At 65.8% G+C, this 24,343-nt stretch carries 23 protein-coding genes; 11 read left to right on the forward strand and 12 right to left on the reverse strand.

Annotated features, from left to right (window positions below; genetic code table 11):
- The first annotated feature begins 44 nt into the window (after window positions 1–44).
- Window positions 45–500 carry a redox-sensitive transcriptional activator SoxR gene (gene soxR / locus KSS95_RS18985; RefSeq protein ID WP_302467656.1) on the forward strand — a complete coding sequence of 152 codons (456 nt, stop codon included), beginning with the start codon at window positions 45–47 and terminating at the stop codon, window positions 498–500.
- Window positions 501–503: 3 nt separating this feature from the next.
- Here soxR and KSS95_RS18990 read toward each other — a convergent pair whose 3' ends face one another.
- Entirely contained in the window at window positions 504–1,481 is a 978-nt protein-coding gene (locus KSS95_RS18990) for a GlxA family transcriptional regulator (protein WP_217848676.1), read from the reverse strand.
- An 82-nt stretch (window positions 1,482–1,563) separates the two neighbouring features.
- Between KSS95_RS18990 and KSS95_RS18995 the strand changes: the two genes are divergently transcribed.
- Window positions 1,564–2,112, forward strand: coding sequence for a cysteine hydrolase family protein (locus tag KSS95_RS18995; RefSeq protein WP_217848677.1), 549 nt, complete (start codon window positions 1,564–1,566; stop codon window positions 2,110–2,112).
- An 86-nt stretch (window positions 2,113–2,198) separates the two neighbouring features.
- Here KSS95_RS18995 and KSS95_RS19000 read toward each other — a convergent pair whose 3' ends face one another.
- A complete protein-coding gene (locus tag KSS95_RS19000) occupies window positions 2,199–2,762 on the reverse strand; it encodes a helix-turn-helix domain-containing protein (RefSeq protein ID WP_217848678.1) in 564 nt (187 codons plus the stop codon).
- 84 nt (window positions 2,763–2,846) lie between these two features.
- Between KSS95_RS19000 and KSS95_RS19005 the strand changes: the two genes are divergently transcribed.
- The 7 genes from KSS95_RS19005 to KSS95_RS19035 all read left to right on the forward strand — a co-directional run bounded on the left by KSS95_RS19005 (window position 2,847) and on the right by KSS95_RS19035 (window position 10,086).
- Complete coding sequence (locus tag KSS95_RS19005) at window positions 2,847–3,791, forward strand: DMT family transporter (protein WP_217848679.1); 945 nt, start codon at window positions 2,847–2,849, stop codon at window positions 3,789–3,791.
- 237 nt (window positions 3,792–4,028) lie between these two features.
- Complete coding sequence (locus tag KSS95_RS19010) at window positions 4,029–6,944, forward strand: monovalent cation/H+ antiporter subunit A (RefSeq protein ID WP_217848680.1); 2,916 nt, start codon at window positions 4,029–4,031, stop codon at window positions 6,942–6,944.
- Complete coding sequence (locus KSS95_RS19015; protein ID WP_134692628.1) at window positions 6,944–7,288, forward strand: Na+/H+ antiporter subunit C; 345 nt, start codon at window positions 6,944–6,946, stop codon at window positions 7,286–7,288. Before KSS95_RS19010 ends, KSS95_RS19015 begins: the two co-directional genes overlap by 1 nt.
- Complete coding sequence (locus KSS95_RS19020) at window positions 7,285–8,964, forward strand: monovalent cation/H+ antiporter subunit D (RefSeq protein WP_217848682.1); 1,680 nt, start codon at window positions 7,285–7,287, stop codon at window positions 8,962–8,964. The genes KSS95_RS19015 and KSS95_RS19020 overlap by 4 nt, the downstream gene beginning before the upstream one ends.
- Window positions 8,961–9,449: a Na+/H+ antiporter subunit E gene (locus KSS95_RS19025; RefSeq protein WP_217848684.1), complete on the forward strand. Its 489-nt coding sequence runs from the start codon at window positions 8,961–8,963 to the stop codon at window positions 9,447–9,449. Before KSS95_RS19020 ends, KSS95_RS19025 begins: the two co-directional genes overlap by 4 nt.
- Window positions 9,446–9,724: a K+/H+ antiporter subunit F gene (locus tag KSS95_RS19030; protein WP_186660462.1), complete on the forward strand. Its 279-nt coding sequence runs from the start codon at window positions 9,446–9,448 to the stop codon at window positions 9,722–9,724. Before KSS95_RS19025 ends, KSS95_RS19030 begins: the two co-directional genes overlap by 4 nt.
- On the forward strand, window positions 9,721–10,086 hold the full coding sequence (locus KSS95_RS19035) for a Na+/H+ antiporter subunit G (protein ID WP_217848686.1): 366 nt from the start codon (window positions 9,721–9,723) through the stop codon (window positions 10,084–10,086). The genes KSS95_RS19030 and KSS95_RS19035 overlap by 4 nt, the downstream gene beginning before the upstream one ends.
- A 59-nt stretch (window positions 10,087–10,145) precedes the next feature.
- Here KSS95_RS19035 and KSS95_RS19040 read toward each other — a convergent pair whose 3' ends face one another.
- Entirely contained in the window at window positions 10,146–10,340 is a 195-nt protein-coding gene (locus KSS95_RS19040; RefSeq protein WP_217848688.1) for a hypothetical protein, read from the reverse strand.
- Complete coding sequence (locus tag KSS95_RS19045; RefSeq protein WP_217848690.1) at window positions 10,337–10,807, reverse strand: hypothetical protein; 471 nt, start codon at window positions 10,805–10,807, stop codon at window positions 10,337–10,339. The genes KSS95_RS19040 and KSS95_RS19045 overlap by 4 nt, the downstream gene beginning before the upstream one ends.
- 314 nt (window positions 10,808–11,121) lie before the next feature.
- On the opposite strand from KSS95_RS19045, the gene KSS95_RS19050 reads away from it, so the two are divergent.
- Window positions 11,122–11,307, forward strand: coding sequence for a hypothetical protein (locus KSS95_RS19050; protein ID WP_217848692.1), 186 nt, complete (start codon window positions 11,122–11,124; stop codon window positions 11,305–11,307).
- 3 nt (window positions 11,308–11,310) lie between these two features.
- On the opposite strand, the gene KSS95_RS19055 is transcribed toward KSS95_RS19050, so the two are convergent.
- The 3 genes from KSS95_RS19055 to KSS95_RS19065 form a co-directional block, all read right to left on the reverse strand.
- Window positions 11,311–11,505: a hypothetical protein gene (locus tag KSS95_RS19055; RefSeq protein WP_217854036.1), complete on the reverse strand. Its 195-nt coding sequence runs from the start codon at window positions 11,503–11,505 to the stop codon at window positions 11,311–11,313.
- Window positions 11,506–11,621: 116 nt separating this feature from the next.
- Window positions 11,622–13,211, reverse strand: a complete 1,590-nt coding sequence (locus KSS95_RS19060) for a methyl-accepting chemotaxis protein (protein WP_217848694.1) — start codon at window positions 13,209–13,211, stop codon at window positions 11,622–11,624.
- A 161-nt stretch (window positions 13,212–13,372) separates the two neighbouring features.
- Window positions 13,373–13,777, reverse strand: a complete 405-nt coding sequence (locus tag KSS95_RS19065; protein WP_134692618.1) for a TraR/DksA family transcriptional regulator — start codon at window positions 13,775–13,777, stop codon at window positions 13,373–13,375.
- Window positions 13,778–14,141: 364 nt separating this feature from the next.
- On the opposite strand from KSS95_RS19065, the gene KSS95_RS19070 reads away from it, so the two are divergent.
- The gene (locus KSS95_RS19070) at window positions 14,142–18,680 is read left to right on the forward strand and encodes a hypothetical protein (protein ID WP_217848696.1); all 4,539 of its coding nucleotides are present in this window, start codon (window positions 14,142–14,144) and stop codon (window positions 18,678–18,680) included.
- A 38-nt stretch (window positions 18,681–18,718) separates the two neighbouring features.
- Here KSS95_RS19070 and KSS95_RS19075 read toward each other — a convergent pair whose 3' ends face one another.
- The 5 genes from KSS95_RS19075 to KSS95_RS19095 are packed head-to-tail and all read right to left on the reverse strand — an operon-like array spanning window position 18,719 to window position 24,274.
- Complete coding sequence (locus tag KSS95_RS19075) at window positions 18,719–19,492, reverse strand: enoyl-CoA hydratase (RefSeq protein WP_217848698.1); 774 nt, start codon at window positions 19,490–19,492, stop codon at window positions 18,719–18,721.
- 13 nt (window positions 19,493–19,505) lie between these two features.
- Window positions 19,506–20,633 (reverse strand): acyl-CoA dehydrogenase, encoded by a 1,128-nt coding sequence (locus KSS95_RS19080; RefSeq protein WP_217848700.1) that lies wholly within the window; start codon window positions 20,631–20,633, stop codon window positions 19,506–19,508.
- A gap of 8 nt (window positions 20,634–20,641) precedes the next feature.
- Complete coding sequence (locus tag KSS95_RS19085; protein WP_217848702.1) at window positions 20,642–21,835, reverse strand: acetyl-CoA C-acyltransferase; 1,194 nt, start codon at window positions 21,833–21,835, stop codon at window positions 20,642–20,644.
- A gap of 12 nt (window positions 21,836–21,847) precedes the next feature.
- Window positions 21,848–22,615, reverse strand: a complete 768-nt coding sequence (locus KSS95_RS19090; RefSeq protein WP_217848703.1) for an SDR family NAD(P)-dependent oxidoreductase — start codon at window positions 22,613–22,615, stop codon at window positions 21,848–21,850.
- Window positions 22,616–22,627: 12 nt separating this feature from the next.
- Window positions 22,628–24,274 (reverse strand): AMP-binding protein, encoded by a 1,647-nt coding sequence (locus KSS95_RS19095; RefSeq protein WP_217848705.1) that lies wholly within the window; start codon window positions 24,272–24,274, stop codon window positions 22,628–22,630.
- Window positions 24,275–24,343: the final 69 nt, after the last annotated feature.

A 24,343-nucleotide genomic window follows, 5' to 3' on the forward strand; every position in this document is an offset into this window, starting at 1 on the left:
GGGTAAAACCTCCAGTTAACTCAAGGTCAAGGATTTTCTTGCCGATGAAATCGCCCTCCTCCCAGGACCGCCTGCTCAGCGTCGGTCAACTGGCGGCCCGCAGCGGCGTGGCGGTGACCGCCCTGCATTTTTATGAAACCAAGGGGCTGATCCACAGTACCCGCAATGCCGGCAACCAGCGCCGCTACCCGCGGGCGGTGTTGCGCCGGGTGGCGGTGATCAAGATGGCCCAGCGCCTGGGTATTCCCCTGGGCGACATCGCCAGGGCCTTGGATACCCTGCCCTGCGACCACACCCCCACCGCCGGGGACTGGCAGCGCCTGTCGGCGCAATGGCGCGAGGACCTGACCCGGCGCATCGACGAAATGCTCATGCTGCGTGACCAGCTCGACGGCTGTATTGGCTGTGGCTGCATGTCGCTCAAAGAGTGCCCGCTGCGCAATCATCATGACCGGCTGGCCGACGAAGGCCCAGGGCCGCATCCGCCCAGCCAGGCCTGAGGCTCAGCCGCAGACCACCGCGAACCGTCGCCGGTAGTCGCTGGGGGTCATCCCGGTCAGGCGCTGGAACACCTTGCGAAAGGCGCCAGGGTCCTGGTAGCCGACGCCCCAGGCGATCTGCTCGACGTTGCGCCGGGTGAACTCCAGCAAGCGACAAGCGCGACCCACCCGGACCTGCTGGGCATATTCGGTGGGACGCAGGCCGGTGGCGGCGCGAAAACGGCGCAGGAAGGTGCGTGGCTCCAGGCCCGCGCAACGCGCCATGTCCGCCAGGCTGGCTGCGCGAGCTTCTTCGCCTTGCAGCCAATGCTGAACCTTCAGCACCGCCTCATCGCCATGCTCCAGCCGGGGCTGGAACAGCGCCCCCGGCAACGGCGCGGGCGCGGGTTCGACCGACAGGTAGCGCGCGGTTTCGCGGGCCAGGCCATGGCCGACGAAACGCTCGATAAGGTGCAGCCCCAGATCGGTCCAGGCCATCAGCCCCGCCGAGGTGACGATATCGCCATCATCGAGCAGTGGCTGACTCCCCTGCACCCGCACCTGGGGAAAGCGCTCGCTCAAGGCCTGGGCGTAGTTCCAGTGGGTGCATGCCGGGCGTCCATCGAGCAGGCCGCTGCCGGCGATGAGGAACACGCCGATGCACACCGAAGCCAGCACCACGCCCTGGGCATGCAGCGCACACAGCGCCACGCGATGGGCCTGCAGCAACTCGGCCGATGGCGTGGCCGCCAGGCTCGGCGGGATCATCAGCGCGCGCAGGGCATGCCCGGGGCCAGGGTGCGTATCCGCGATCACCTGCAACTGCCCACTGGCCTCGAGCTGCCAATGGCTGACCCGAAGCGCCGGCAGGTCGTGATCGCCCAGCTGCCCGGCCACCCGATTGGCCACCGCGAACAGGTCGGTCATGCCGTGCACGGCCGCACTTTGCGCGCCGGGGTAGCACAGCACGCCGATTTCCAGGCTGTCAGTTTTTGCCGTCATTGTGTCGCTCGCGCCAATCCTCAAACAGGTCGGCCCAGCCTATAACTATCGGCAGTTCATCACTACTGCCGCAGGAGGCACCATGAGCAAGCAGGCCCTGATCATCATCGATATCCAGAACGACTACTTCCCCGGCGGCAAATGGACCCTGGACGGTGCCGACGCCGCCGCCGACAACGCAGCGCGCCTGCTGGCCAAAGCGCGTGAACGGGGTGATCTGGTGGTGCATGTGCGCCATGAGTTCGCCAACAGCGATGCGCCGTTCTTCGCCCCGGGCTCGACGGGGGCGCAGATCCACCCCAAGGTGGCACCGGCGGCGGGTGAGCCGGTGGTGCTCAAGCAGCAGGTGAACGCCTTTCGCGACACCGAGCTCAAGGCGCTGCTCGATCAGTACGGCATTACCACCCTGAGCATCGTTGGCAGCATGAGCCATATGTGTATCGATGCGGCCGTACGCGCCGCGGCGGACTTCGGTTACGCCGTCAAGGTGGCCCACGATGCCTGCGCCACCCTGGCCCTGGACTTCGCTGGCAAGCAGGTGCCGGCGGCGCAGATACAGGCCACGTCGATGGCGGCGCTGGCCTTTGCCTATGCCGAAGTGGTGAGCACCGACGAGCTGCTGCACGCCTGAAAGCCGACCCTGACACCGCTGCCATCCAGCTCGGCCCCAGGTTCGCCAGCAAGGCTGGCGCCCACAGATGGCAGTTGGCGATGCGCTCAGATCACCACGTTGCGGACAAAACGCACGCTTACCTCGCCGTCATTGCGGTAGGCGTAGCGGCAATCGCTGGGGAAGACAAAGAACTCGCCCTGCGCCAACTGCCGCTCGCCGCCTTCTATGATCAGGGTCAGGCAGCCTTCGGCCACGTAGATCTGCTCGCTCCAGCCGGCCGCGTCGGCTTCGCTGGCGTAGCATTCGCCAGGCGCCAGGGTCCACTCCCACAGCTCCACCTCACGCCGTGCCGGGCTGCTGCCCAGCAATACCGCTCGGCTGGCGGGGTGCTCGCCAGCCCAGGCCAGCTCGTCGATACGGCTGGGGTCTCGGCGCTCCGGCGCCTGGATCAACGTACTGAAGGCCACCCCCAGCGCTTCGGCGATCAGGTCGAGGGTGGTCAGGCTGACATTCTTCTCGCCCGCCTCGATGGCCACCAGCATTCGCCGGCTGACCCCGGAACGCTCGGCCAGGGCGCTCTGGCTCAGGCCAGCATCGCCACGCAGGCGGCGAACGTTCTGGCTGACATGCTGCAACACCGAAGCCCGGTGCTCGGAATCTTTGTGCACTATATTGCTCACTGGGAGGGGCTGCGCAGTATACTGCCCACTTTGCGGCGAATTGTGCGCCGCCCCTTCCGAGCACGCAAGACCATGAGCCAGAGCGCCCCCCACACCGCCGCCGTCACCTTCCGCCTGAGCAAGGCCGAACTGGTGCTGGTGTTCATCACCATGCTCTGGGGCGGCACCTTCCTCATCGTGCACAACGTCATGACCGTCAGCGGGCCGATGTTCTTCGTCGGCCTGCGCTTCGCCGCCGCCGCCCTGTTCGTCGGGCTGGTTTCGGCACGCTCGTTGGCGGGGTTGACCTTCACCGAGCTCAAGGCCGGTTTGCTCATCGGCGTGTCGATCATGCTCGGCTACGGCCTGCAGACCATGGGTCTGCAAACCATCAGCAGCAGCCAGTCGGCCTTCATCACCGCGCTGTACGTGCCATTCGTGCCGCTGCTGCAATGGCTGGTGCTGGGGCGTCGCCCGGGGCTGATGCCAAGCATCGGCATCGGCCTGGCGTTCGTCGGCCTGATGCTGCTGGCCGGCCCCGAGGGCGGCTCGCTGCATTTCAGCGAGGGCGAACTGGTGACCCTGGTCAGCGCCGTGGCGATCGCCGGCGAGATCATCCTGATCAGCCGCTACGCCGGCAAGGTGGACGTGCGTCGGGTCACCGTGGTGCAACTGGCCACCGCCTCGGCGCTGGCGTTCCTGATGATCGTGCCGACCCAGGAGCGCATTGCCGATTTCTCCTGGCTGCTGGTAGCCAGCGCCGTGGGCCTGGGGGCGATGAGCGCGGTGATCCAGGTGGCGATGAACTGGGCGCAGAAGTCGGTTTCGCCGACCCGCGCCACGCTGATCTATGCCGGCGAGCCGGTATGGGCCGGGATTGTCGGGCGTATTGCCGGCGAGCGCCTGCCAGGCGTGGCCCTGATCGGCGGCCTGCTGATCGTGCTGGCCGTGGTGGTGAGTGAGTTGAAGATTCGCCGTCAGGATCCAGCCGACGCCTTGCAGGACGATGAGCCGCGTCAGCGCGAGGCGGGACTGTAGACCCACGAGCACCCCAGCAGCCTCATGCCTTGAACCAGACCTGTGGCAGCCGGCTTGCCGGCGATGGGCTGCAAAGCAGCCCCACGGGCGCGCGCTCAGCCGCTATGCTTTGTAAAAAACTGTTATAAAAAAACAGCGTGTCACAGCACATTTGTAGGATCCTGCAACCGCTTGCGTGTTGGTGATCAACCAACCGGCACGTATGATCCTTGGCAAACTTCTCCAGAACAGAACGCTATGTCATTGATTGTGCTATTGCTTCTGCCCTTCGTGGGCAGTTGCCTGGCGGCTGTCCTGCCGCACAACGCACGTAACGCCGAGTCCATTCTCGCCGGGCTCGTGGCCCTGGTCGGCACCGTCCAGGTAGCGTTGCTGTACCCGCAAGTCGCCCACGGCGGGGTCATTCGCGAGGAGCTGCTATGGCTGCCCAGCCTGGGCATGAACCTGGTGCTGCGCATGGATGGCTTCGCCTGGCTGTTCAGCCTGCTGGTGCTGGGCATCGGCACCCTGGTGTCGTTGTACGCCCGCTACTACATGTCGCCACAAGACCCGGTGCCGCGGTTCTTCGCGTTCTTCCTGGCGTTCATGGGCGCCATGCTCGGCCTGGTGATCTCCGGCAACCTGATCCAGCTGGTGTTCTTCTGGGAGTTGACCAGCCTGTTCTCGTTCCTGCTGATCGGCTACTGGCACCACCGCGCCGACGCCCGCCGCGGTGCCTACATGGCCTTGATGGTCACGGGGGCCGGCGGCTTGTGCCTGCTGGTCGGGGCCCTGCTGCTCGGCCATGTGGTCGGCAGCTATGACCTGGACAAGGTCCTGGCTGCCGGCGACACCATCCGCCAGCATGCGCTGTACCCGGTGCTGCTGCCCCTGATCCTGCTCGGCGCGTTGAGTAAAAGCGCGCAATTTCCCTTCCAGTTCTGGCTGCCCCATGCCATGGCGGCGCCCACCCCCGTCTCGGCTTACCTGCACTCGGCGACCATGGTCAAGGCCGGGGTGTTCCTGCTCGCGCGCCTGTGGCCGGTGCTCTCGGGCAGCGAGGAATGGTTCTGGATCGTCGGCGGCGCCGGCGCCGCCACCTTGCTGCTCGGCGCCTTCGCCGCGATGTTCCAGAACGACCTCAAGGGCCTGCTGGCCTACTCGACCATCAGCCACCTGGGCCTGATCACCCTGCTGCTGGGCCTGAACAGTCCGCTGGCCGCCGTGGCCGCGGTGTTCCACATCCTCAACCACGCCACCTTCAAGGCCTCGCTGTTCATGGCCGCGGGGATCATCGACCACGAAAGCGGCACCCGCGACATCCGCCGCCTCAGCGGCCTGTTCCGACTGGTGCCGTTCACCGCCACCCTGGCCATGGTCGCCAGTGCCTCGATGGCCGGCGTGCCATTGATGAACGGCTTCCTGTCCAAGGAGATGTTCTTCGCCGAGACCGTGTTCATCAGCTCCACCGCCTGGGTCGAGGCCGCGCTGCCGGTGATCGCCACCCTGGCCGGGACCTTCAGCGTGGCCTACGCGCTGCGCTTCACGGTCGATGTGTTCTTCGGCCCGCCGGCCCAGGACTTGCCGCACACCCCCCACGAACCGCCGCGCTGGATGCGCGCACCGGTCGAGCTGCTGGTGCTCACCTGCCTGGTGGTCGGCATCTTCCCGGCACAATCGGTCGGCCCGCTACTGGCCGCCGCCGCCCTGCCGGTGGTGGGCGGCACCCTGCCCGAGTACAGCCTGGCCATCTGGCACGGCTGGAACGCCCCGCTGATCATGAGCCTGATCGCCATGTGCGGCGGCATCGTCCTCTACCTGCTGCTGCGCAAGCAGCTGCAACGCGGCCGCTTCCCCTACCCGCCGCTGATCGAGCGGTTCAACGGCAAGCGCCTGTTCGAACACGGCCTGGTCCGCCTGATGCTGCTGGCCCGTCACCTCGAACGGCTGCTGACCACCCGCCGCCTGCAGACCCAGCTGTTCATGCTGGTGCTGGCGGCCTTCATCGCCGGCCTGGTGCCGCTGCTGTACAGCGGCCTGAGCTGGGGCGACCGGCCGAAGATTCCTGGATCCGGCGTGTTCGTCGCGCTGTGGCTGATCGCCATTGCCTGCGCCATTGGCGCCGCCTACCAGGCCAAGTACCACCGCCTGGCGGCGCTGATCATGGTCGGCGTCTGCGGCCTGATGACCTGCATCACCTTCGTCTGGTTCTCCGCCCCCGACCTGGCCCTGACCCAGCTGGCGGTCGAGGTAGTGACCACCGTGCTGATCCTGCTCGGCCTGCGCTGGCTGCCACGGCGTATCGAAGGCGTCTCGCCGCTGCCCGGCAGCCAGGACCGCGCGCGCCTGCGGCGCCTGCGCGACCTGGTGCTGGCGGTGCTGGTGGGAGGCGGCATGGCGCTGTTGTCGTACGCCATGCTCACCCGCCCAACGCCGAACGACATCTCCTCGTTCTATCTCAGCCGCGCCCTGCCGCAAGGTGGCGGCACCAATGTGGTCAACGTGATGCTGGTGGACTTCCGCGGCTTCGACACCCTCGGCGAGATCACCGTGCTGGTGGCCGTGGCCCTGACCGTGTTCGCCCTGCTGCGCCGCTTCCGCCCACCCAAGGAGAGCATGCAGTTGCCAGCCCAGCAGCGGCAGCTGGCACCGGACGTGGTCACCGACCTGGTCAACCCGCGCCACGCAACCGACACCGCGCTGGGCTTCATGATGGTGCCGGCCGCGTTGGTGCGCCTGCTGCTGCCGATCGCCCTGCTGGTATCGATGTACCTGTTCATGCGCGGCCACAACCAGCCGGGCGGCGGCTTCGTCGCCGGCCTGGTGATGTCGGTGGCGTTCATCCTCCAGTACATGGTCGCCGGCACCCAGTGGGTCGAGGCACAGATGAGCCTGCGCCCACTGCGCTGGATGGGTACGGGCCTGCTCTGCGCCACCCTCACCGGCGCCGGGGCGATGCTGCTCGGCTACCCGTTCCTGACCACCCACACCGCCCACCTGCACCTGCCGCTGCTAGGTGACGTGCACGTGGCCAGCGCGCTGTTCTTCGACATCGGCGTGTACACCGTGGTGGTCGGCTCGACCCTGCTGATCCTCACCGCCCTGGCGCACCAGTCGGTACGCGCCTACCGCCCGGGCAATCCCGGCAAATCCAGCCAAGCAGGAGCCGCCTGATGGAAGAAGTCATTGCAGTCGCCATCGGCGTGCTGGCCGCCTCCGGGGTCTGGCTGGTGCTGCGCCCACGAACCTACCAGGTGATCATGGGCCTGTGCCTGCTGTCCTATGGCGTCAACCTGTTCATCTTCAGCATGGGCAGCCTGTTCATCGGCCGCGAGCCGATCATCAAGGACGGCGTGCCGCAGGATTTGCTGCACTACACCGACCCGCTGCCCCAGGCGCTGGTGCTTACCGCCATCGTCATCAGCTTTGCCATGACCGCACTGTTCCTGGTGGTGCTGCTGGCGTCACGCGGGCTGACCGGCACCGACCACGTCGACGGTCGGGAGCGTGAAGAATGAGCGGGATGAGTCAACTGATCATTGCCCCGATCCTGCTGCCGCTGATCACCGCGGCGCTGATGCTGCTGATCGGCGAGAAGCACCGCTGGCTCAAGGCGCGGCTGAACCTGCTGTCCACCTTCGCCGGGCTCGGCATCGCCATCACCCTGCTGACCTGGGTGCGTACCCAGGGCCAGGCCGAGTCCATCGGTGTCTACCTGCCGGGCAACTGGCCGGCGCCGTTCGGCATCGTGCTGGTGGTCGACCACCTTTCAGCGCTGCTGCTGGTGCTGACCGGCATCGTCGGCAGCAGCGCGCTGCTGTTCGCCCGCGCCCGCTGGGATGGTGCCGGGGCCAGCTTCCACGCGCTGTTCCAGATCCAGCTCATGGGCCTGTATGGTGCGTTCCTCACCGCCGACCTGTTCAACCTGTTCGTGTTCTTCGAAGTGCTGCTGGCAGCCTCCTACGGCTTGCTGCTGCACGGATCGGGGCGCGCGCGGGTCAAGGCCGGCCTGCACTACATCGCCATCAACCTGTTCGCCTCGTCGCTGTTCCTGGTGGGCGCGGCCATGCTCTATGGCGTGACCGGCACCCTGAACATGGCCGACCTGGCACTGAAGGTGCCACTGGTCCCCGAGGCCGACCGCGGCCTGCTGCACGCCGGCGCGGCGATCCTGGCCATCGCCTTCCTGGCCAAGGCCGGGATCTGGCCGCTGAACTTCTGGCTGGTGCCGGCCTACTCCTCGGCCAGCGCACCAGTGGCCGCGCTGTTCGCGATCATGACCAAGGTCGGCCTGTACGCCGTGCTGCGCCTGTGGAGCTTGCTGTTCTCCGGCCAAGCCGGGGCCTCGGCGCAGTTCGGCGGCGAATGGCTGGTGTACGGCGGCCTGGCGACCCTTGCCGTGGCCGCGGCCTCGATCCTCGCCGCCCAGCGCCTGGAGCGCCTGGCGGCCCTGAGCATCCTGGTCTCGGCCGGCACCCTGATGGCCGCCATCGGCTTCGGCCAAGCGGTGCTGACCGGCGCCGCGCTGTTCTACCTGGCCAGCTCGACCCTGGCACTGTGCGCGCTGTTCCTGCTGGCCGAGCTGGTCGAACGTTCGCGCTCGGCCAACGAGGCGCCGCTGGATGACGAAGAAGATGTCATGCCCTCACCGCTCGAGTCGCTGCACCCACCCAAGGGCATCAACCTCGACGACGAGCAGAAGGCGGTGATCGGCCAGATCATTCCCTGGACCATGGCCTTCCTCGGCCTGAGCTTCATTGCCTGCGCCCTGTTGATCATCGGCATGCCGCCGTTGTCGGGCTTCATCGGCAAGCTCAACCTGATCAGCGCGCTGTTCAATCCCAACGGCCTGGGCATCGCCCCCGAGCAACCGTTGGGCGCGGCGGGCTGGGCCTTGGTCGGCCTGCTGATTCTCTCGGGCATGGCTTCGCTGATCGCCTTCGGCCGCGTCGGCATCCAACGCTTCTGGAAGCCCGAAGAGCGGCCTTCGCCGGTGCTGCGCCGCTATGAGTGCCTGCCCATCGTCATGCTCCTGGGCCTGTGCATCTTCTTCAGCCTCAAGGCCGAGCCGCTGCTGCGCTATACCCAGGACACCGCCGCCAACCTGCAGGCACCTGACCGCTACATCGAAGCGGTGATGGCGACCCGGCCGCAGCCCGGCCCGACCACCGCCAGCGTCGAGGTGACGCCATGAACCGCCTGTTCCCCGCGCCGCTGCTGTCGCTGGCGCTATTCGCCCTGTGGCTGCTGCTGAACCTGTCGATGAGCCCGGGCAACCTGCTGCTGGCTGCCGCGCTAGGGGTGCTGGCGCCAATCCTGATGGCGCCGCTGCGCCCGCAGCATGCCCACGTCCGCCGCCCCCTGACGATCGCCCGGCTGATCTGCCGGGTCGGTGCCGATGTGATCCTCTCCAACCTGCAGGTGGCCCGTGGCGTGCTGCGCGCCGGCAGTACGCCGCCGCGCTCGGCGTTCGTGCACATCCCGCTGGCGCTGCGCGATGCCCACGGGCTGGCAGCCTTGTCGATGATCACCACAGTGGTGCCAGGCACGGTCTGGTCGGAGCTGGCACTGGACCGCAGCGTACTGCTCCTGCATGTATTCGACCTGGAAGACGAGGCGGCTTTCATCGCGCACTTCAAGCACACCTACGAACGCCCGCTGATGGAGATCTTCGAATGAGCGGCCTGCTTGCCAATGCCGTCCTCGCCAGCCTGTTCATCTTCGCCCTGGCCATGGGCCTGGCGCTGATCCGGCTGTTCCGCGGGCCATCCGCCCAGGACCGGGTGCTGGCGCTGGACTACCTGTACATCCTGGGCATGTTGATGATGCTGGTGCTGGGCATTCGCTACGCCAGTGATACCTACTTCGAGGGCGCGCTGCTGATCGCCCTGTTCGGCTTTGTCGGCTCGTTCGCCCTGGCCAAGTTCCTGCTGCGTGGCGAGGTGATCGAATGACTGAAACCGTCGAACTGCCGTTCTGGCTGGAATTGCTGGTCTCTGCCCTGTTGTTGCTGGGCAGCCTGTTCGCCCTGGTCGGTGCCATCGGCATGCTGCGCCTGAAGGACTTCTTCCAGCGCATGCACCCGCCCGCGCTGGCCTCGACCATCGGCGCCTGGTGCGTGGCCCTGGCCTCGATCCTGTACTTTTCGCTGCTCAAGCAAAGCCCGGTGCTGCACGCCTGGCTGATTCCGATCCTGCTGTCGATCACCGTGCCGGTCACCACGCTGTTGCTGGCGCGGGCGGCGCTGTTTCGCAAGCGCACCTCGGGCGAAGCGGTACCCGAAGAAGTCAGCAGCGGACGCGACCGCGGCAACTGAAGTGATAACCCTGAATGGTAGCCATGAGCGGTACGCGCAAACTGGAATTTCAGGGCTGATCAGGCCTGGCTCAAACGCTGCAGCTCACGCCGCACCATCGCCGCATAGGGCGCGGGCTTGAGCCGATACAGCTCACCCGCCACCCAGTCGAGCCAGGCGCCCTGCAATGCATCACGCCGCGCCAGCAGCCGCTCGGCCTCCTGGATCGCCTGGGCCTGATACTGCCGGTGAAAGTCCGCTCGGGACTCGCTCACTCGCTGGCCTTGAAGGTGGTCAGCTCGCCTTTGCGCCACTTGGCGACCTTGCCGGTCACCGCCTTGAGCAACTTGCCCAAGCCTTCCTGCACCTGTTGCTGCGCGGCGAATACCAGCATCACGCCGTGGCCATCGCGAAACACGATCCCGTCGCCCTCGGGCACCGAGACAAAGGCGTAATCGCCCTGGCCGTAGACGTTCAACTTGATCTCGCGAAAACGCAGTTCCAGCTTGCCGCCTTCGCGGCTGGGCAGCACGGCGGCGCGAAAGTGGTCACCCACCTTCAGCTCCAGGCGTTGCTTGTCATCGACCACCATCGCCTCATCGGTGTCGATCTCGGCCATGTAGAGGCCTTCCGGGTTCTGCTCGGTGACATAGATGAAACGCCCATGGAACAGCTTGACCAACTTGGCGCGCAAGTCGCCCAAGGCGAACAGGGCATGGGTATCCAGAGTACTGACTGCCAATGAAAGGCTCCTCACATCGATTGCAACCGGCCACGCCACATACGCCTGTCGCGTCAGGTGGCTGCCACTTATAAGTCAGGCCCGCAGGGCCGTGAAACCAGGCAACGAAGCATCCGCGCGGCAAACCTTGCGCGCAACCGGGAAAGGGTTCACCCAGCCACTGCAAGGCGGCGCGAAGTAAGCTTCGGCATGATTCCGTAATAGGAAACGTAATGTCTGACAGTAAAAAGGCCAGAAAGGATGCGACAAACAGTGTCACCGCTTTCGCCAGAAAGGGCCGCTGAGCTTCAGTCGCGCATTACAGGGGAACGAATATGCACGAAAACACTGAAATCCGTCGAGAGGCACGCAACAATTCGTGTCTGGGAACACCCCGTTACATCGTCATTCCCGCCGGTATTGCCTTCTATCATATCGCCGAACGCGACACCGGTCGGGTGCGAGGGTTTCGCCAGCGCCACGAGGATGCCTGCGAGCTGGCTCGCCACTTCGAACGCTGAATCTCAGGCCGCGTGGCACCTGGCCAGTTGCGCCTGCCAGGCCGCCTGGCACTCCAGCGCCTCGTCGCGGCTGGCGAATGCCGTGCCGCGGCGTTCGCCATCGACCAGCACCACCCAGCACAGCCGTCTGCCCAGCGCCTGGAACGACTGCGGTACACCACTACCGATCATCACCGCCACATCGACTCGGCTATTCATCATCCCCTCCGGAATTTAATTAGCAACCTAACGATGTGCGCATGATACGGCCTGCCGGGAGCAAATAAAAGCGCCTGCCAGTACAGCTGTATTGCAGCCAGGGCAACAAAGGGAGGTCAATCCAGCCCCGGTTCCGGACGATAACCCAGGCGCAGCCCACCCCAGTGCCGCCCCAGGACAAAGATCGGCACCGACAGGTCATGCATCAGTTCACCCGTATCGCGGGTATAGGTTTGCAACAACACCCGTTGCTGGTGGTTGCCGCAGCGGCTGCCGGTACGATCGTCGAACGTGCGCTTGCTGCGGTTGTGCGCGGTGTCGTGCTGCGCATCACCGGTCAACGGCTGGTTGAAGGCGTTATTGTGGGTGGGCACATAGCCCTGCTGGGTACAGGCGATGGCATAGACCAACCCGTCATGCTGCAACAGCGGCTCCTGGATCTGCGGCAGCACCGTGTCGGTGTACTGATCGAAACGCGTGCTGAAGCGCGGCGGCTGCATGCCGGGGATCGGCCGATAGTGCCGATCGAACAGGTCGTCAAGGCAGATCCGCCCCTGCTCGATATCGGCCTCGAAGCGCTCGCCGATTTGCCGCGCGCCCTCCTGGGCCAGCTCGAAGACCCGCTGGTGATAGGCATCCAGCCCGACTTCGGCGAGGCGCTCGCTGAGGTTCTCGACCTGCCCCTCCATTTGCACCGCAGCCTTGGCCAGGCGCCGGGTCTGCTGGTCGCTGACTTCAAGGTCGCTGCGCACCTGGGCCACGGCCTGGAACAAGGTATCGAGCTGCACCTGGTTGGTCTGCGTACCTTCGGCGATCTCACCCACCTGCCCTTCGACGCTGGCAGCCAGCTCGGCGATATGCGCCAATTGCCCGCCAGTGTGCTCGACTTGCTCGACGCCCTGGCCAAGGTCATCGGCCAGCCCGCGAATCTGCGCCACGACCTGGGCGGTGCGCGCCTGGATGTCCGCCACCATCTGCCCCACCTCCTCGGTGGCACTGGCGGTGCGCCCAGCCAGGCCACGGACTTCGTCGGCGACCACCGCGAAGCCACGGCCGTGCTCACCGGCCCGCGCGGCCTCGATGGCAGCGTTGAGGGCCAGCAGGTTGGTCTGGCTGGCGATGGCCTGGATCACCAGGGTGACCCGGGCGATGTCTTCGCTGCGCTGGTGCAGCGCCTCGATCAGTTCGCGGCTGGCACTGGCCCGTGCACTCAGGTCACGCATGCGCTGGATCGACTCGGCAAGCACCACGCTGCCCGCCACACTGCTGCCATGGGCCGAGCGGGCGGCCTCCAGGGCTTGCTGGCTGAGCTGGGCGGTGACCTGTTCGGTACTGATCATGATCTCGGCGCTGCCGACGATCTCCTGGGCGGCGCCCAGTTGCGACTGCACCCGAGCCGCCAATTGCTGCACCGAGTGGGCCACCGCCGCCGCCGACAGGGCGTTGTGGCTGGTACCGCGCGCCAGCTCCTGCAGCAGCTCGCCGCTCTGCCCTTGCGCCGGTGCCGCCTGTACCGGCCGCGGGCGTCGCCCATGGGGTAGCCACAGCACCAGCAACGCCAAGGGTATGGCCAGGTACAAGGCCAGCCCAGCGTAGGCCATGGCTGTCAGCAGCGCGCACACCGCCAGCCCCTGCACCAGGGCGATACCGCTCAGGGCTCGCGCAGGCACGGGTTCTACCGTCGACAGAGATCCTTCTCGCATCATCTTCGTGGTCCATCCGCATGTCGTTATTGTGACGTCATTAAACGCCACTATAACGCCATTATCCAAGCGCCCTCAGGCACAAGGCGACCACGCTTGATGCAAGACAAGAAAACACGAAGGCCCCAGGGATCGCTCCGTGGGGCCTTGGGCAAGGCGTTGGATCAGATCTGCCGCTGGTGGCGGTCGAGCTGTTCGTGACGCTCCTGGGCTTCGATGCAGTACTTGGTGGTCGGGCTGATCAGCAGGCGCTTCAAGCCAATCGGCTCGCCGCTGTCGTCACACCAGCCAAAGCTTTCATCGCTGATGCGGTCCAGGGCCATCTCCAGCTGCGGCAGCAGACGCTGGTCGCGGTCGATGGCGTTAACCAGCCAGGTGCGCTCCTCTTCCACCGACGCCACGTCGGCAGGGTCCGACGGGCTGTCCAGGCTTTCGATGGAAGTGCGGCTCAGTTCGATGCGCTCGTGGGTTTCGACTTTCATCGCCTGCAGCAGCGCGGTGAAGAACGCGAGCTGTTCGGCGTTCATGTAGTCATCGGCCGACATGGCCAGCAACTGTTCCTTGGTCATCGATTTCTCTATGAAAAAATGTGCATATGGGCGATTCGGGTGCCACCGACGCGGCGGCGTCAGCGGCGGAATTCTTCAAGCGCCAAGTGGCACTCTTTTACAGGGGGCGGAAGTCTAAGGCGCCAAGCGGCAGTGGGCAACAGAAATGACGGCCGATTTGACCGAAATCAGCAGGAATCCGCCCGCTGGTGTCGTATTTGCCCAGTGCTGCGCGCCTGGTAGGCGCGGCCAGGCAATATGCCGCAACAAATGTCGCCTTGTCTGGCCAGCGGTGGGCGCCGTGGCGAGAGGGTGGTAGTTGGCTAGCGCACGCCAGCCGGCACAACCGGGTGTGATGGGGCTCCGTCCCCCACAGGCCACTGCCATGAACGACAACCTGCAACAACGCCTGGCCCAGTTCAGCCGCCTCGACTGCAAGGTCGCCAAACGTTTCAACGATCGCCCGACCTTGCTGGACACCGCCGCATACCTGCTCTTCGACCAGTGGCAACGACACCACCTGAGCCGTCAGTACGACCCGCTGAACCTGTTCCTGAAAACGCGCCACGCGCAAACCGACCACATCTATACCCGGCCGCTGGCGCAAGTACTGGTCGAGCGTTACTGCCGGCGCAGCACCCTGAACCTGACAGTGGGCGCCGACGTCCTGATTGCCCGCCCGGACGACGATACCCCCGTGGCCATCGACCTGCATGAGGTCGAGTTGCTCATCAACCAGGCAGGACCTTTGCTGCTCACCGTTTACCAAGAGCAACTGACCGGATACTGGAGCCTGTTCGACAGCAGCGGCGAAACCCCATGGCAGTGGTACGCCAACCATCTGCGCGCCCAACTGCAAAACGCCATCGACACGCACCACGCAGCCGGCAGCTTGCCTGGACTCGCCCTGGCGACCGCGAAGTTGCTGCATGCCTATCCCGAAGCGGCCCAACGCAATGCCTGGCCAAATGCCAAGGGCCTCGTTGTTTCTGGCCTGCGGGTCGATTATGCGAACAACAGCAACCTCGACGTGGACCTGGCCAGCGCTGTGCTCATCGAGCACGCCGATGGCGAGCCGGCGCGTGACCTGACGCTGCTCTACACCCTCAGCGGCAAGCTGTTGCGCTTCGCTTCACGCCAGGACTTGCTGCAGACCATCGCCCGCTACCACGCCAGCACTACCCCGCAGACCCCACTGCGCATTGACCTCACACCCGTCGCATCCTCGGTGTTCGAGGACCAGGCGCTGGGCTTGCTGAACCAGCAGTTATGCGTCATCGAAACCCTCGCCGGGCGCTATCACAGCGCACTCGATGCGATCACCCTGAGCCTGGACATAGACCGTTTCACCTCCATGGTCGACTTGTGCAGCGATATCGAGGAGGCCCAGCGCCGCTCCCTCTCGGCGCACCTGCCCGACTGGTTGCGCAATGCGCCCAGCCGCCCCCTGATGCACTACAGCACCCTGCTGATCGATGTCGCGCAACGCTATCAGGAGGCCAAGGGACGCTTCTGGCTGGACGGTGTGCCTACCGCCGAGGCATACGCCAACCAGCAACTGGCCCGGCGCCTGGCGGCCGACCATCCCGATGCTGCCTGCAACCCCGAGCAGGTCCGTGTCACCAACTACCAGGTCACCGCGGCCGCCGCACCGGTGCAAGGCTCGCTGGTGACCAGTGGCGAGGTAACGCCAGTGGCGTTCAGCCTGGCGCAGCTGGCCATTGGCAACCTTGGGCTGCTCAAGCCAGGACGGGTAACGCTCACCTCCACCACTGCCGATCCCTTGCCCGCGTGGATGACCGAGGGCTACCTGCGCACGCTCATCAGCGAACTGGACATCGCCACCACTTACCCAGCCTTGCTGCGGCACGAGCTGCTCGATGACATGGCCCAACGGCAGCAGCGCCAGCAACTGCTCAAGGCACAGCTTGGGGCACAACTACCGGCGCTGGCCATGGCGCTGCACCTGCAAGGCAAGATCCCCGACAGGCAAATCGTCGACCATGTCAGCCAGGTGTTCTCGTCCACGCCTTCGATGACGGATTCCAATTGGGTCATGCGCCCGCTGGGCTTGGTCAAATACCCGGGGGCGGCGGCGGATTATCCTCGCAATACCTGGCTCATCGAGGCCCAGGCACCCAACGGCGAGGCTTGCCTGCTGTATCGGCCCCTGCATGAGGCGTCGCTGCTGTATTTCAGCGACCGCCTGGCGCTGTTCGTCGCCCTCAGCACAGAGGGGGAGTTGCAGGACGACCTGCTGCAGCGTCTGCCGGCCGAGGATCGGCGCTTCTATGCCCACGGCGGGTTCCTCGAACCGCACCTGTTCGCGCCGCTGGACGACACCAGCGCCGTGCCGTTTGGCACACCCGCGCCAGTGAGCCTTGCGCTGGCGCCTGCCGAGGAGGATGTGGGCCAGGCGCTCTACCTGGCCTGCGTGAACGAGTCCATCGAGCGCTTCGAGGCGCAGGCCGTCAGTACCTCGCAAACCCGCTGGAACAGCTGGAAGGCGCTCGGCTGGTTGTTGTTCAACACCTTGTTGCCGCTGGCCGGCAGCACCCTGGGCAAGGTTGCCTGGCTGGCACAGATGGAAATTGCCCTGGCCCGCTTCATCACATCCGACAGCCAGCGTGCCCCCAGCGAACACCGGCTGGCCATGGTCGACCTGCTGGTGAACATCGCCATGCTGCTGTTTTCCCATTCGCTCTTCCGGCTACGCCTGGAGCAGGCGCGCGCAGGTTCACCCCTTGCGCCGCCTCAGCTGCCCAGGGTGTCCGAAGTTGCCAGCCCCGAGGTGACCACTGCTCACGCGACGCTCATCGATTTCAGCTGGTCGCGCCCCAACCGCACGCTCAGCCCGGCACAGCGCCAAGCGCTAGAGCAGCTACAAGCTAAGATCCGCGCCGCAGACCTCGGTTCGCCAATACCGGCTGGCGAGCTCCAGGGGCTCTACCTGCACGGCGCCGCGCTATACACGGTGTTCGAGGGCAAGGTCTATGAAGTCGAGCAGAACCAAGCGCGCCAGAGCCTGCGCATTGTCGGCGCGGACCAGACCCCCGGCCCTTGGTTGCACGTCAATGAAGTAGGGGCCTGGCAGCTCGACCTCAGGCTTGGTTTGAAGGGTGGCATGCCACTGTCGGAGCAGCTTCGCAGGCTCCAACTGGAGAAGCAGGACGCCCTGCGTGCCGCCAACGACGTGATCAGGGCCGACAAAGCGCTCATCCCGGCCAAGCTCCGGGAAATGACCACCCTCGAGGGGCTCACCAGCGCCACGACCGATGACAGCGTGCTGGGCACATGCCAGGAGCGCATCAGCGCGGTTTCCAGCTTCTGGGAACATCACCTCGAACACCTCAAGACCCGTAATGCGCTGCAGGTGGTCAAGGACTTCAGAAAAGTCCATGCCTATGCCGTGTATAACGTCAGTTTCTGCCAACGCGTGCTGCACAAGATCCTGTACCAGCGCTATCAGCCCAACCGTGCCCAGTTGCTGCAGATTGCCCGGCAGCAACAGCAAGGCCAGCCACTTGGCACGGCCGACGTGCGCAGCGTCACCCAGCGCCTGGACAACCTGGCCCCCCTGCTCGAGCGCATGACCGACAACAACAGGCTCCTGCGCCAATGCCAGGACGAACTGGGCAAGCTGGCGGGCCCACGCTTTCCTGAGATAAGCCAATGGCGAGACCTGGCCGCGACGGTGACAGCCAATGCCGAGCGGGCGCTGGTCCTGCGTTTTCTGCGCCTGGAGGGGCTGCTCAATCGCATGACCCTGGTCCACCGCCTGCAAGGCGATGCACCCTACTGGCGCGACCGGTTCTGGGACAACATAGAGCTGGGGATCGCCCAGCGCGCCAAACTGTTCAAGTTGGCGCAACCGGACCCCGAAGTCAGCACGCGCCTGCTGCACAGTATCAAGGGGCACTTCGAGGTCGCCAACCGCCAACTGGGCAACCTGATCGAGCTGACCGAAGGCGATGCCGCGCGGCAAACCGCCCAGCAGTTGCAAAGCGAGCTGGATGAAATCCTCGCCGACGTCACACGAGACCTGAAGGAGCTGCCGGACTACCCACCCGTGCGTACCTTGGCGCAACTGCGCAGCAAGGTGCCTGGGTTGATCGAAACTGCCGAACACGGGGTGCTGCTGGCAGAACCTCGCGCGGAAGATGCCAATACCGTCGACCTGCCAGGCCCGGACAGCAAGACCCCGACGCGAACCTATCACCTCAAGCAGGGCAATTGGGTGGAGCTCAAGCCCGCCAAGGTCACGCAACCCTACAGCGAGCGCAGCCTCAAACGCCTGTTGAAAGACAGCTCAGGGTTGATGAGCACGGCGCGCAAGGAGCTGGCGAACGTCCAGCAAGCGGGCAACCGCTACCTGCCGGTGGAGATCGAAGAGTCCATCCTCCATCAACAGGCGCGTTTGCTCGAACAGGTCGACGCCATCGAAGCACGCCTGACCCAGGACAATGCCACCGACGAAGGCGTCAAGGGGCTGGACGCCGAGGGCACCGCCAAAGCCTTGCGTGCCTTGGCCGAGGAACTGCAAGGCAAGGCCGGCCAGCTACGGATGCAAGCAGCCCTGACACAGCGGCCGCGCATGAGCGAGGTGCAATTGTTGATCGAGCAAGGCCAGGTGCAACTGGCGCAGGTCGGGCCCCGGGTACGCCTGGCCAGGGTCAAGGGGCGCCCTGCCGACTTCCTTGACGAATACAGCATCAGCCATGATGGCAAGGCGCTGTGGTATGCCCACTTCCACTACCCGACCCTGGAGGCTGCCAAGCTCGACTTCACTGCCGGGCACCTGAAGACCCTGGCTCAACGCCATGTCGCCGGCCAGCAGGTGACCGAGGCCAACGGCACGACCACCGAGGTCTACCGCGCGCCGATTACCGCGGCAGCCGCCAGCGCTTACTTCTTCAACCTGTGATACCCAAGGGGCGCTGGCCTGCCAGCGCCCCGCCGGGCTCAACGGTCCTTGAACTGCGCCTCGCGCTTGGCGATGAACGCCGCCATGCCTTCCTTCTGGTCTTCGGTGGCGAACGCGGCGTGGAACACCCGCCGCTCGAAGCGCACGCCTTCGCTCAAGGTCACTTCGAAGGCGCGGTTGACGCTTTCCTTGACCATCATGCTCACCGGAATCGACTTGCCGGCGATGGTCGCGGCCACCTTCAACGCCTCTTCCAGCAGCTCGGCCTGCGGCACGATACGCGCCACCAAACCTGCCCGCTCGGCCTCCTCGGCGCCCATCAGGCGACCGCTCAGGCACAGTTCCATGGCCTTGGCCTTGCCCACCGCGCGGGTCAGGCGCTGGGTGCCGCCCATGCCCGGCAGCACGCCCAGGTTGATTTCCGGCTGGCCGAACTTGGCATTGTCGGCGGCGAGGATGAAATCGCACATCATCGCCAGCTCGCAACCACCGCCCAGGGCGAAGCCGGACACCGCGGCGATGATTGGCTTGCGCCGGTTGGCGATGCGGTCGGCGTCGCTGAACAGGTCGTCGACGTAGATCTGCGGGTACTGCAGCTCGGCCATTTCCTTGATGTCGGCACCGGCGGCGAAGGCCTTGGCGGAACCGGTCAGCACCACGCAGCCAATGTTCGGATCACGCTCGAGCTGGTCCAGGGCCTGGTTGATCTCGCCGACGATCTGCGCGTTCAGGGCGTTCAGCGCCTGGGGACGGTTGAGGGTGATCAGCCCGACCTTGCCGTGGATGTCCAACAGGATGGTTTCGAATGCCATGCAGACTGCTCCTTCAAAGATTGCGCGCAATGACCATGCGCTGAATGTCGCTGGTGCCTTCGTAGATCTGGCAGACCCGCACATCGCGGTAGATCCGCTCCAGCGGGAAGTCGCTCAGATAGCCATAACCGCCCAGGGTCTGCAAGGCATCCGAGCAGACCTTTTCGGCCATTTCCGAGGCAAAAAGCTTGGCCATCGAGGCTTCCACCAGCGCTGGGCGCCCGGCATCGCGCAATGCCGCTGCGTGCAGCACCATCTGCCGGGCCACGGCAATCTTGGTTGCCATGTCGGCCAGGCGGAAGGCCACGGCCTGGTGCTCGATCAAGGGTTTGCCAAAGGTCTGCCGCTCGTTGGCGTAGTCGCGGGCCACCTCGAACGCGGCGCGGGCCATGCCCACCGACTGCGAGGCAATGCCGATGCGCCCGCCTTCGAGGTTGGCCAAGGCAATCTTGTAGCCCTGCCCTTCCTCGCCCAGGCGATTGGCCAGCGGCACCCGTACATTGTCGAAGACGATCTGGCAGGTATCGGAGGCGTGCTGGCCGAGCTTGTCCTCGACCCGTGCCACTTGGTAGCCCGGTGAGTCGGTGGGCACGATGAACGCACTGATACCACGCTTGCCGGCGTCGGGGTCGGTGACGGCGAAGACGATCACCACCCCGGCATTCTGCCCCGAGGTGATGAACTGCTTGCTGCCGTTGAGCACGTAGTGCTCGCCGTCACGCCGGGCGCGGGTCTTCAGGCTGCTGGCATCGGAGCCGGCCTGGGGTTCGGTGAGGGCAAAGGCGCCGAGCATCGCGCCGCTGGCCAGCGGCGCGAGAAACTGCTGTTTCTGCGCCTCTGTGCCGAACTTGAGGATCGGCACGCAGCCCACCGAGTTGTGCACGCTCATGATCGTCGAACAAGCGCCGTCACCGGCGGCGATCTCCTCCAGGGCCATGGCATAGGCTATGTAACCCGTGTCGCTGCCGCCGTACTGCTCCGGCACCAGCATGCCGAACAGACCGAGGGCGGCCATCTCTTCGATGGCCTCCTTCGGAAAGCGGTGCGCCTTGTCCCATTGCTCGGCGAACGGCTTCAGCCGCTCCTGGGCAAAGTCGCGCACGGCATCGGCGATCTGTTGTTGCTCTTCAGTTACCAGCATGGTTCACCTCAGTACAGGCACTCGACGGCCATGGCAGTCGCTTCGCCACCGCCGATACAGATAGCCGCCACGCCACGGCGCAGGTTGTTCTGGCGCAGGGCCGACAGCAGGGTCACCAGAATGCGTGCGCCCGAGGCGCCGATCGGGTGGCCCAGGGCGCAGGCGCCACCGTGGATGTTGACCTTGTCATGGGGCAGGTCGAGGTGCTTCATGGCCGCCAGGGTGACCACGGCGAAGGCCTCGTTGATCTCGAACAGGTCCACCTCGGCCAGGCTCCAGCCGGTGCGCTTGAGCAGCTTGTCGATGGCGCCGATCGGCGCGGTGGGGAACAGCGCCGGGGTATCGGCGAAAGCCGCGTGGCCATGGATCAGCGCCAACGGCTTGAGGCCGCGTTTCTCGGCCTCGGAGCGACGCATCAGCACCAGCGCAGCCGCACCGTCGGAGATGGAACTGGAGTTGGCCGCGGTGACGGTGCCACCTTCGCGGAAGGCCGGCTTGAGCTGCGGGATCTTGTCCAGGCGCGCCTTGGGCGGCTGCTCGTCATCCTTGATGACGCGCGTCACCTTGCCCTCGGTGACTTCCACCGGGACGATCTCGGCGGCGAAACGGCCGCTTTTGATCGCCGCCTGGGCGCGGGTCAGCGAAGCGATGGCGAAGTTGTCCTGGGCTTGGCGACTGAAAGCGCCGCTCTGCGCGCAGTCCTCGGCGAAGGTGCCCATCAGCCGGCCCTTGTCGTAGGCATCTTCCAGGCCATCCATGAACATGTGGTCGATGATCTTGCCATGGCCCATGCGGTAGCCACCGCGGGCCTTGTCCAGCAGGTAGGGCGCGTTGGTCATGCTCTCCATGCCGCCGGCGACGATGACGGCGGCGCTGCCGGCCAGCAGCTGGTCATGGGCCAGGATCGCCGCCTGCATGCCCGAGCCGCACATCTTGTTCAGCGTGGTGCAGGTGGTGTGCTTGCCCAGCCCGGCCCCCAGGGCCGCCTGGCGCGCCGGTGCCTGGCCCTGCCCGGCGGGCAGCACGCAGCCGAACAGCACTTCTTCGACGCTGGCGGCATCGATGCCGGCGCGCTCGACGGCGGCGCGGATCGCCGCGCTGCCCAGCTGCGCCGCGGTCAGGCTCTTGAGGTCGCCCTGCAGGCCGCCCATGGGCGTGCGCACGGCACTGACGATGACGATCGGATCATTGGCGAGGGTCATGTGCATCTCTCCTTATTTGGCAGCCATGCGCAGCGCGCCGTCGAGGCGGATCACCTCGCCGTTGAGCATGCTGTTCTCGATGATATGGCAGGCCAGCGCCGCGTATTCCTGCGGCCGGCCCAGGCGTGGCGGGAACGGCACCCCGGCGGCCAGCGAAGCGCGTACCTCGTCGGTCATGCCAGCCATCATCGGGGTTTCGAAAATCCCCGGGGCGATGGTCATCACGCGGATGCCGAAGCGCGCCAGCTCGCGGGCAGCCGGCAGGGTCAGGCTGGCGATGGCGCCCTTGGATGCCGCGTAGGCGGCCTGGCCGATCTGGCCGTCATAGGCGGCGATGGACGCGGTATTGATGATTACCCCGCGCTCGCCCTGCGCGTCCGCCGGCCCTTCGGCCATGGCCGCGGCAGCCAGGCGCAGCAGGTTGAAGCTGCCGATCAGGTTGACGTTGATCACCTTGGCGAAGCTGCCCAGGGCGTGCGGGCCGTGCTTGCCCAACACCTTTTCGGCACCGACGATACCGGCGCAGTTGACCAGCCCGTGCAGGCTGCCGAAGGCGCCGACGGCAGCCTCGACCGCCGCCTTGGCGGCCTGTTCGTCGCTGATGTCGGCTACCGTGAAGCGGGCATGGGCGCCCAGTTCGGCGGCCTTGGCCTCGACGGCGGCGGCGTTGAGGTCGACCAGCATGACCTTGGCGCCGGCCTCGATCAGCATGTGCGCGGTGGCGGCGCCCAGGCCCGAGGCCGCGCCGCTGACGATGAAGTGTTTGTTTTGGATATGCATGGTGTGCTTCCTTCAGGCGCCCGCAGCGATCGGCTGCGCGGCTTGTTGTCGGGCGATTTCCTGGTTGCGCAGGATGAAGCGTTGCAGCTTGCCGCTCGGGGTCTTGGGCAGCTCGCCGACGAATTCGAATTCACGCGGGTAGGCGTGGGCATAGAGGCGCTGGCGTACGTGCTGGCGCAGGGTTTCTGCCAACTCGGCGCTGGCCGGGAAGCCCCCGGCCAGCACCACGAAGGCCTTGATCAGTTCGGTGCGCTCCGGGTCGGGCTTGCCTATCACTGCCGCCTCGACCACTGCCGGATGCTCGATCAAGGCACTCTCGACGTCGAACGGCCCGACCCGGTAGCCGGAGGTGGTGATCACATCGTCGCTGCGGCCGACGAAACTGATGCTGCCATCCGGGTTCAGCTCGACGGTGTCGCCGCTTAAGTAGTACTTGCCGGCGAAAGCCTTGGTCGCCAGGCCGTGGTAGCCGCCGAACCAGCACAGCGGCGACTGCTCGCGGTCGACCGCGAGGATGCCCGGCTGGCCCGCGGGCAGCTCGACGCCCTGCTCGTCCACCACCACGATGCGATGGCCAGGGATGGCGAAGCCGGCCGAACCGAGCTGCACCGGATGTTCCAGGGCATGGTGGTTGCACAGCACCATGCCCAGTTCGGTCTGGCCATAGTGGTCGTGGATGGTCACCCCCAGTTCATCGGCGAACCAGCGGATCACCTCGGGATTGAGCGGTTCACCGGCGCTGCTGACCACCCGCAGGCAACCCTTGATCGGGGCCGAGAAGGCTTCGCCAGCGGCGATCAGCAGGCGGAAGGCCGTGGGCGAACCGGCCAGGTTGGTGATACCCAGCTTGGCGATGACCCGCGCGCAGCTTTCGGCACTGAACGGCCCATCGTAGAACGTGGTGGCGTGGCCCAGGGACAGCGGCCCGGTGACGGCGTAGTACAGTCCATAGGCCCAGCCTGGGTCAGCCAGGTTCCAGAAGTTGTCCTGCGCACGCAGGCCAACTGCATCGCGCATGTAGCCCTGGAAGGCGACGATGGCGCGCAGCGGCACTTCCAGCGGTTTGGCAGGGCCGGTGGTGCCGGAGGTGAACATCAGCAGGAAGGGGTCGTCGCCACGGCGCATGACCGGCGCGCAGACGCTGTCCGCCTTCTCCAGCGCCTGGTGGAAGTCCAGCTCACCAGCAGCCGCGCCGACCGTAACCAGGATCGGGCAGCCCTGCACCTCGTCCAGCTTGGGGCGATTGTGCCGGTCGCTGACCACCACCTTGGCCTGGGACTGCGCCAGGCGATGCTCGATCGCCTTGGGCCCGAAGGCGGTGAACAGCGGCTGGTACACCGCGCCCAGGCGCCAGGTGGCCAGGATGGTGACCAACAGTTCGGGGGTACGTGGCATCAGCCCGGCAACCCGATCACCTGCCCGCACCCCGTGGTTTTTGAGAACATTGGCAAAGCGCGCGGCCAGGGCCTGCAGTTGTTCGAAGGTATAGTGCCCGCCGTTGCCATCACGGTCTTCCCAGACCAGGGCAGGCTGGTCGCGGCCCATGTGTCGGTCGCAGCACTCGACACAGGCGTTGAGGGCTTCAAGGTTGCCGTGCAGCGCCGCGCGGGCGGCCTGGGCAGGGTCGAACGCACGAGCGGCCTCGGCGTAATCACGCATCGTCGGACTCCTGATTTGTTGTTTTTGGAGTGGAACCATCGGTGCGACGATGTTCGCGCCGCGTCTGCG

The organism is Pseudomonas muyukensis, assembly GCF_019139535.1.
In the GTDB taxonomy this organism is placed as follows: domain Bacteria; phylum Pseudomonadota; class Gammaproteobacteria; order Pseudomonadales; family Pseudomonadaceae; genus Aquipseudomonas; species Aquipseudomonas muyukensis.

Excerpts from the sequence above, each read along its gene's own strand:
- KSS95_RS19020 (WP_217848682.1), top strand. The coding sequence starts at position 7,285 with ATGAGCGGGATGAGTCAACTGATCATTGCCCCGATCCTGCTGCCGCTG.
- KSS95_RS19050 (WP_217848692.1), top strand. The coding sequence starts at position 11,122 with ATGCACGAAAACACTGAAATCCGTCGAGAGGCACGCAACAATTCGTGT.
- KSS95_RS19095 (WP_217848705.1), bottom strand. The coding sequence starts at position 24,274 with ATGCGTGATTACGCCGAGGCCGCTCGTGCGTTCGACCCTGCCCAGGCC.
- KSS95_RS19070 (WP_217848696.1), top strand. The coding sequence starts at position 14,142 with ATGAACGACAACCTGCAACAACGCCTGGCCCAGTTCAGCCGCCTCGAC.
- KSS95_RS19035 (WP_217848686.1), top strand. The coding sequence starts at position 9,721 with ATGACTGAAACCGTCGAACTGCCGTTCTGGCTGGAATTGCTGGTCTCT.
- KSS95_RS19080 (WP_217848700.1), bottom strand. The coding sequence starts at position 20,633 with ATGCTGGTAACTGAAGAGCAACAACAGATCGCCGATGCCGTGCGCGAC.
- KSS95_RS19015 (WP_134692628.1), top strand. The coding sequence starts at position 6,944 with ATGGAAGAAGTCATTGCAGTCGCCATCGGCGTGCTGGCCGCCTCCGGG.
- KSS95_RS19010 (WP_217848680.1), top strand. The coding sequence starts at position 4,029 with ATGTCATTGATTGTGCTATTGCTTCTGCCCTTCGTGGGCAGTTGCCTG.
- KSS95_RS19090 (WP_217848703.1), bottom strand. The coding sequence starts at position 22,615 with ATGCATATCCAAAACAAACACTTCATCGTCAGCGGCGCGGCCTCGGGC.
- KSS95_RS19065 (WP_134692618.1), bottom strand. The coding sequence starts at position 13,777 with ATGACCAAGGAACAGTTGCTGGCCATGTCGGCCGATGACTACATGAAC.
- KSS95_RS18995 (WP_217848677.1), top strand. The coding sequence starts at position 1,564 with ATGAGCAAGCAGGCCCTGATCATCATCGATATCCAGAACGACTACTTC.
- KSS95_RS19060 (WP_217848694.1), bottom strand. The coding sequence starts at position 13,211 with ATGATGCGAGAAGGATCTCTGTCGACGGTAGAACCCGTGCCTGCGCGA.
- soxR (WP_302467656.1), top strand. The coding sequence starts at position 45 with ATGAAATCGCCCTCCTCCCAGGACCGCCTGCTCAGCGTCGGTCAACTG.
- KSS95_RS19055 (WP_217854036.1), bottom strand. The coding sequence starts at position 11,505 with ATGAATAGCCGAGTCGATGTGGCGGTGATGATCGGTAGTGGTGTACCG.
- KSS95_RS19030 (WP_186660462.1), top strand. The coding sequence starts at position 9,446 with ATGAGCGGCCTGCTTGCCAATGCCGTCCTCGCCAGCCTGTTCATCTTC.
- KSS95_RS19075 (WP_217848698.1), bottom strand. The coding sequence starts at position 19,492 with ATGGCATTCGAAACCATCCTGTTGGACATCCACGGCAAGGTCGGGCTG.
- KSS95_RS19025 (WP_217848684.1), top strand. The coding sequence starts at position 8,961 with ATGAACCGCCTGTTCCCCGCGCCGCTGCTGTCGCTGGCGCTATTCGCC.
- KSS95_RS19005 (WP_217848679.1), top strand. The coding sequence starts at position 2,847 with ATGAGCCAGAGCGCCCCCCACACCGCCGCCGTCACCTTCCGCCTGAGC.
- KSS95_RS18990 (WP_217848676.1), bottom strand. The coding sequence starts at position 1,481 with ATGACGGCAAAAACTGACAGCCTGGAAATCGGCGTGCTGTGCTACCCC.
- KSS95_RS19085 (WP_217848702.1), bottom strand. The coding sequence starts at position 21,835 with ATGACCCTCGCCAATGATCCGATCGTCATCGTCAGTGCCGTGCGCACG.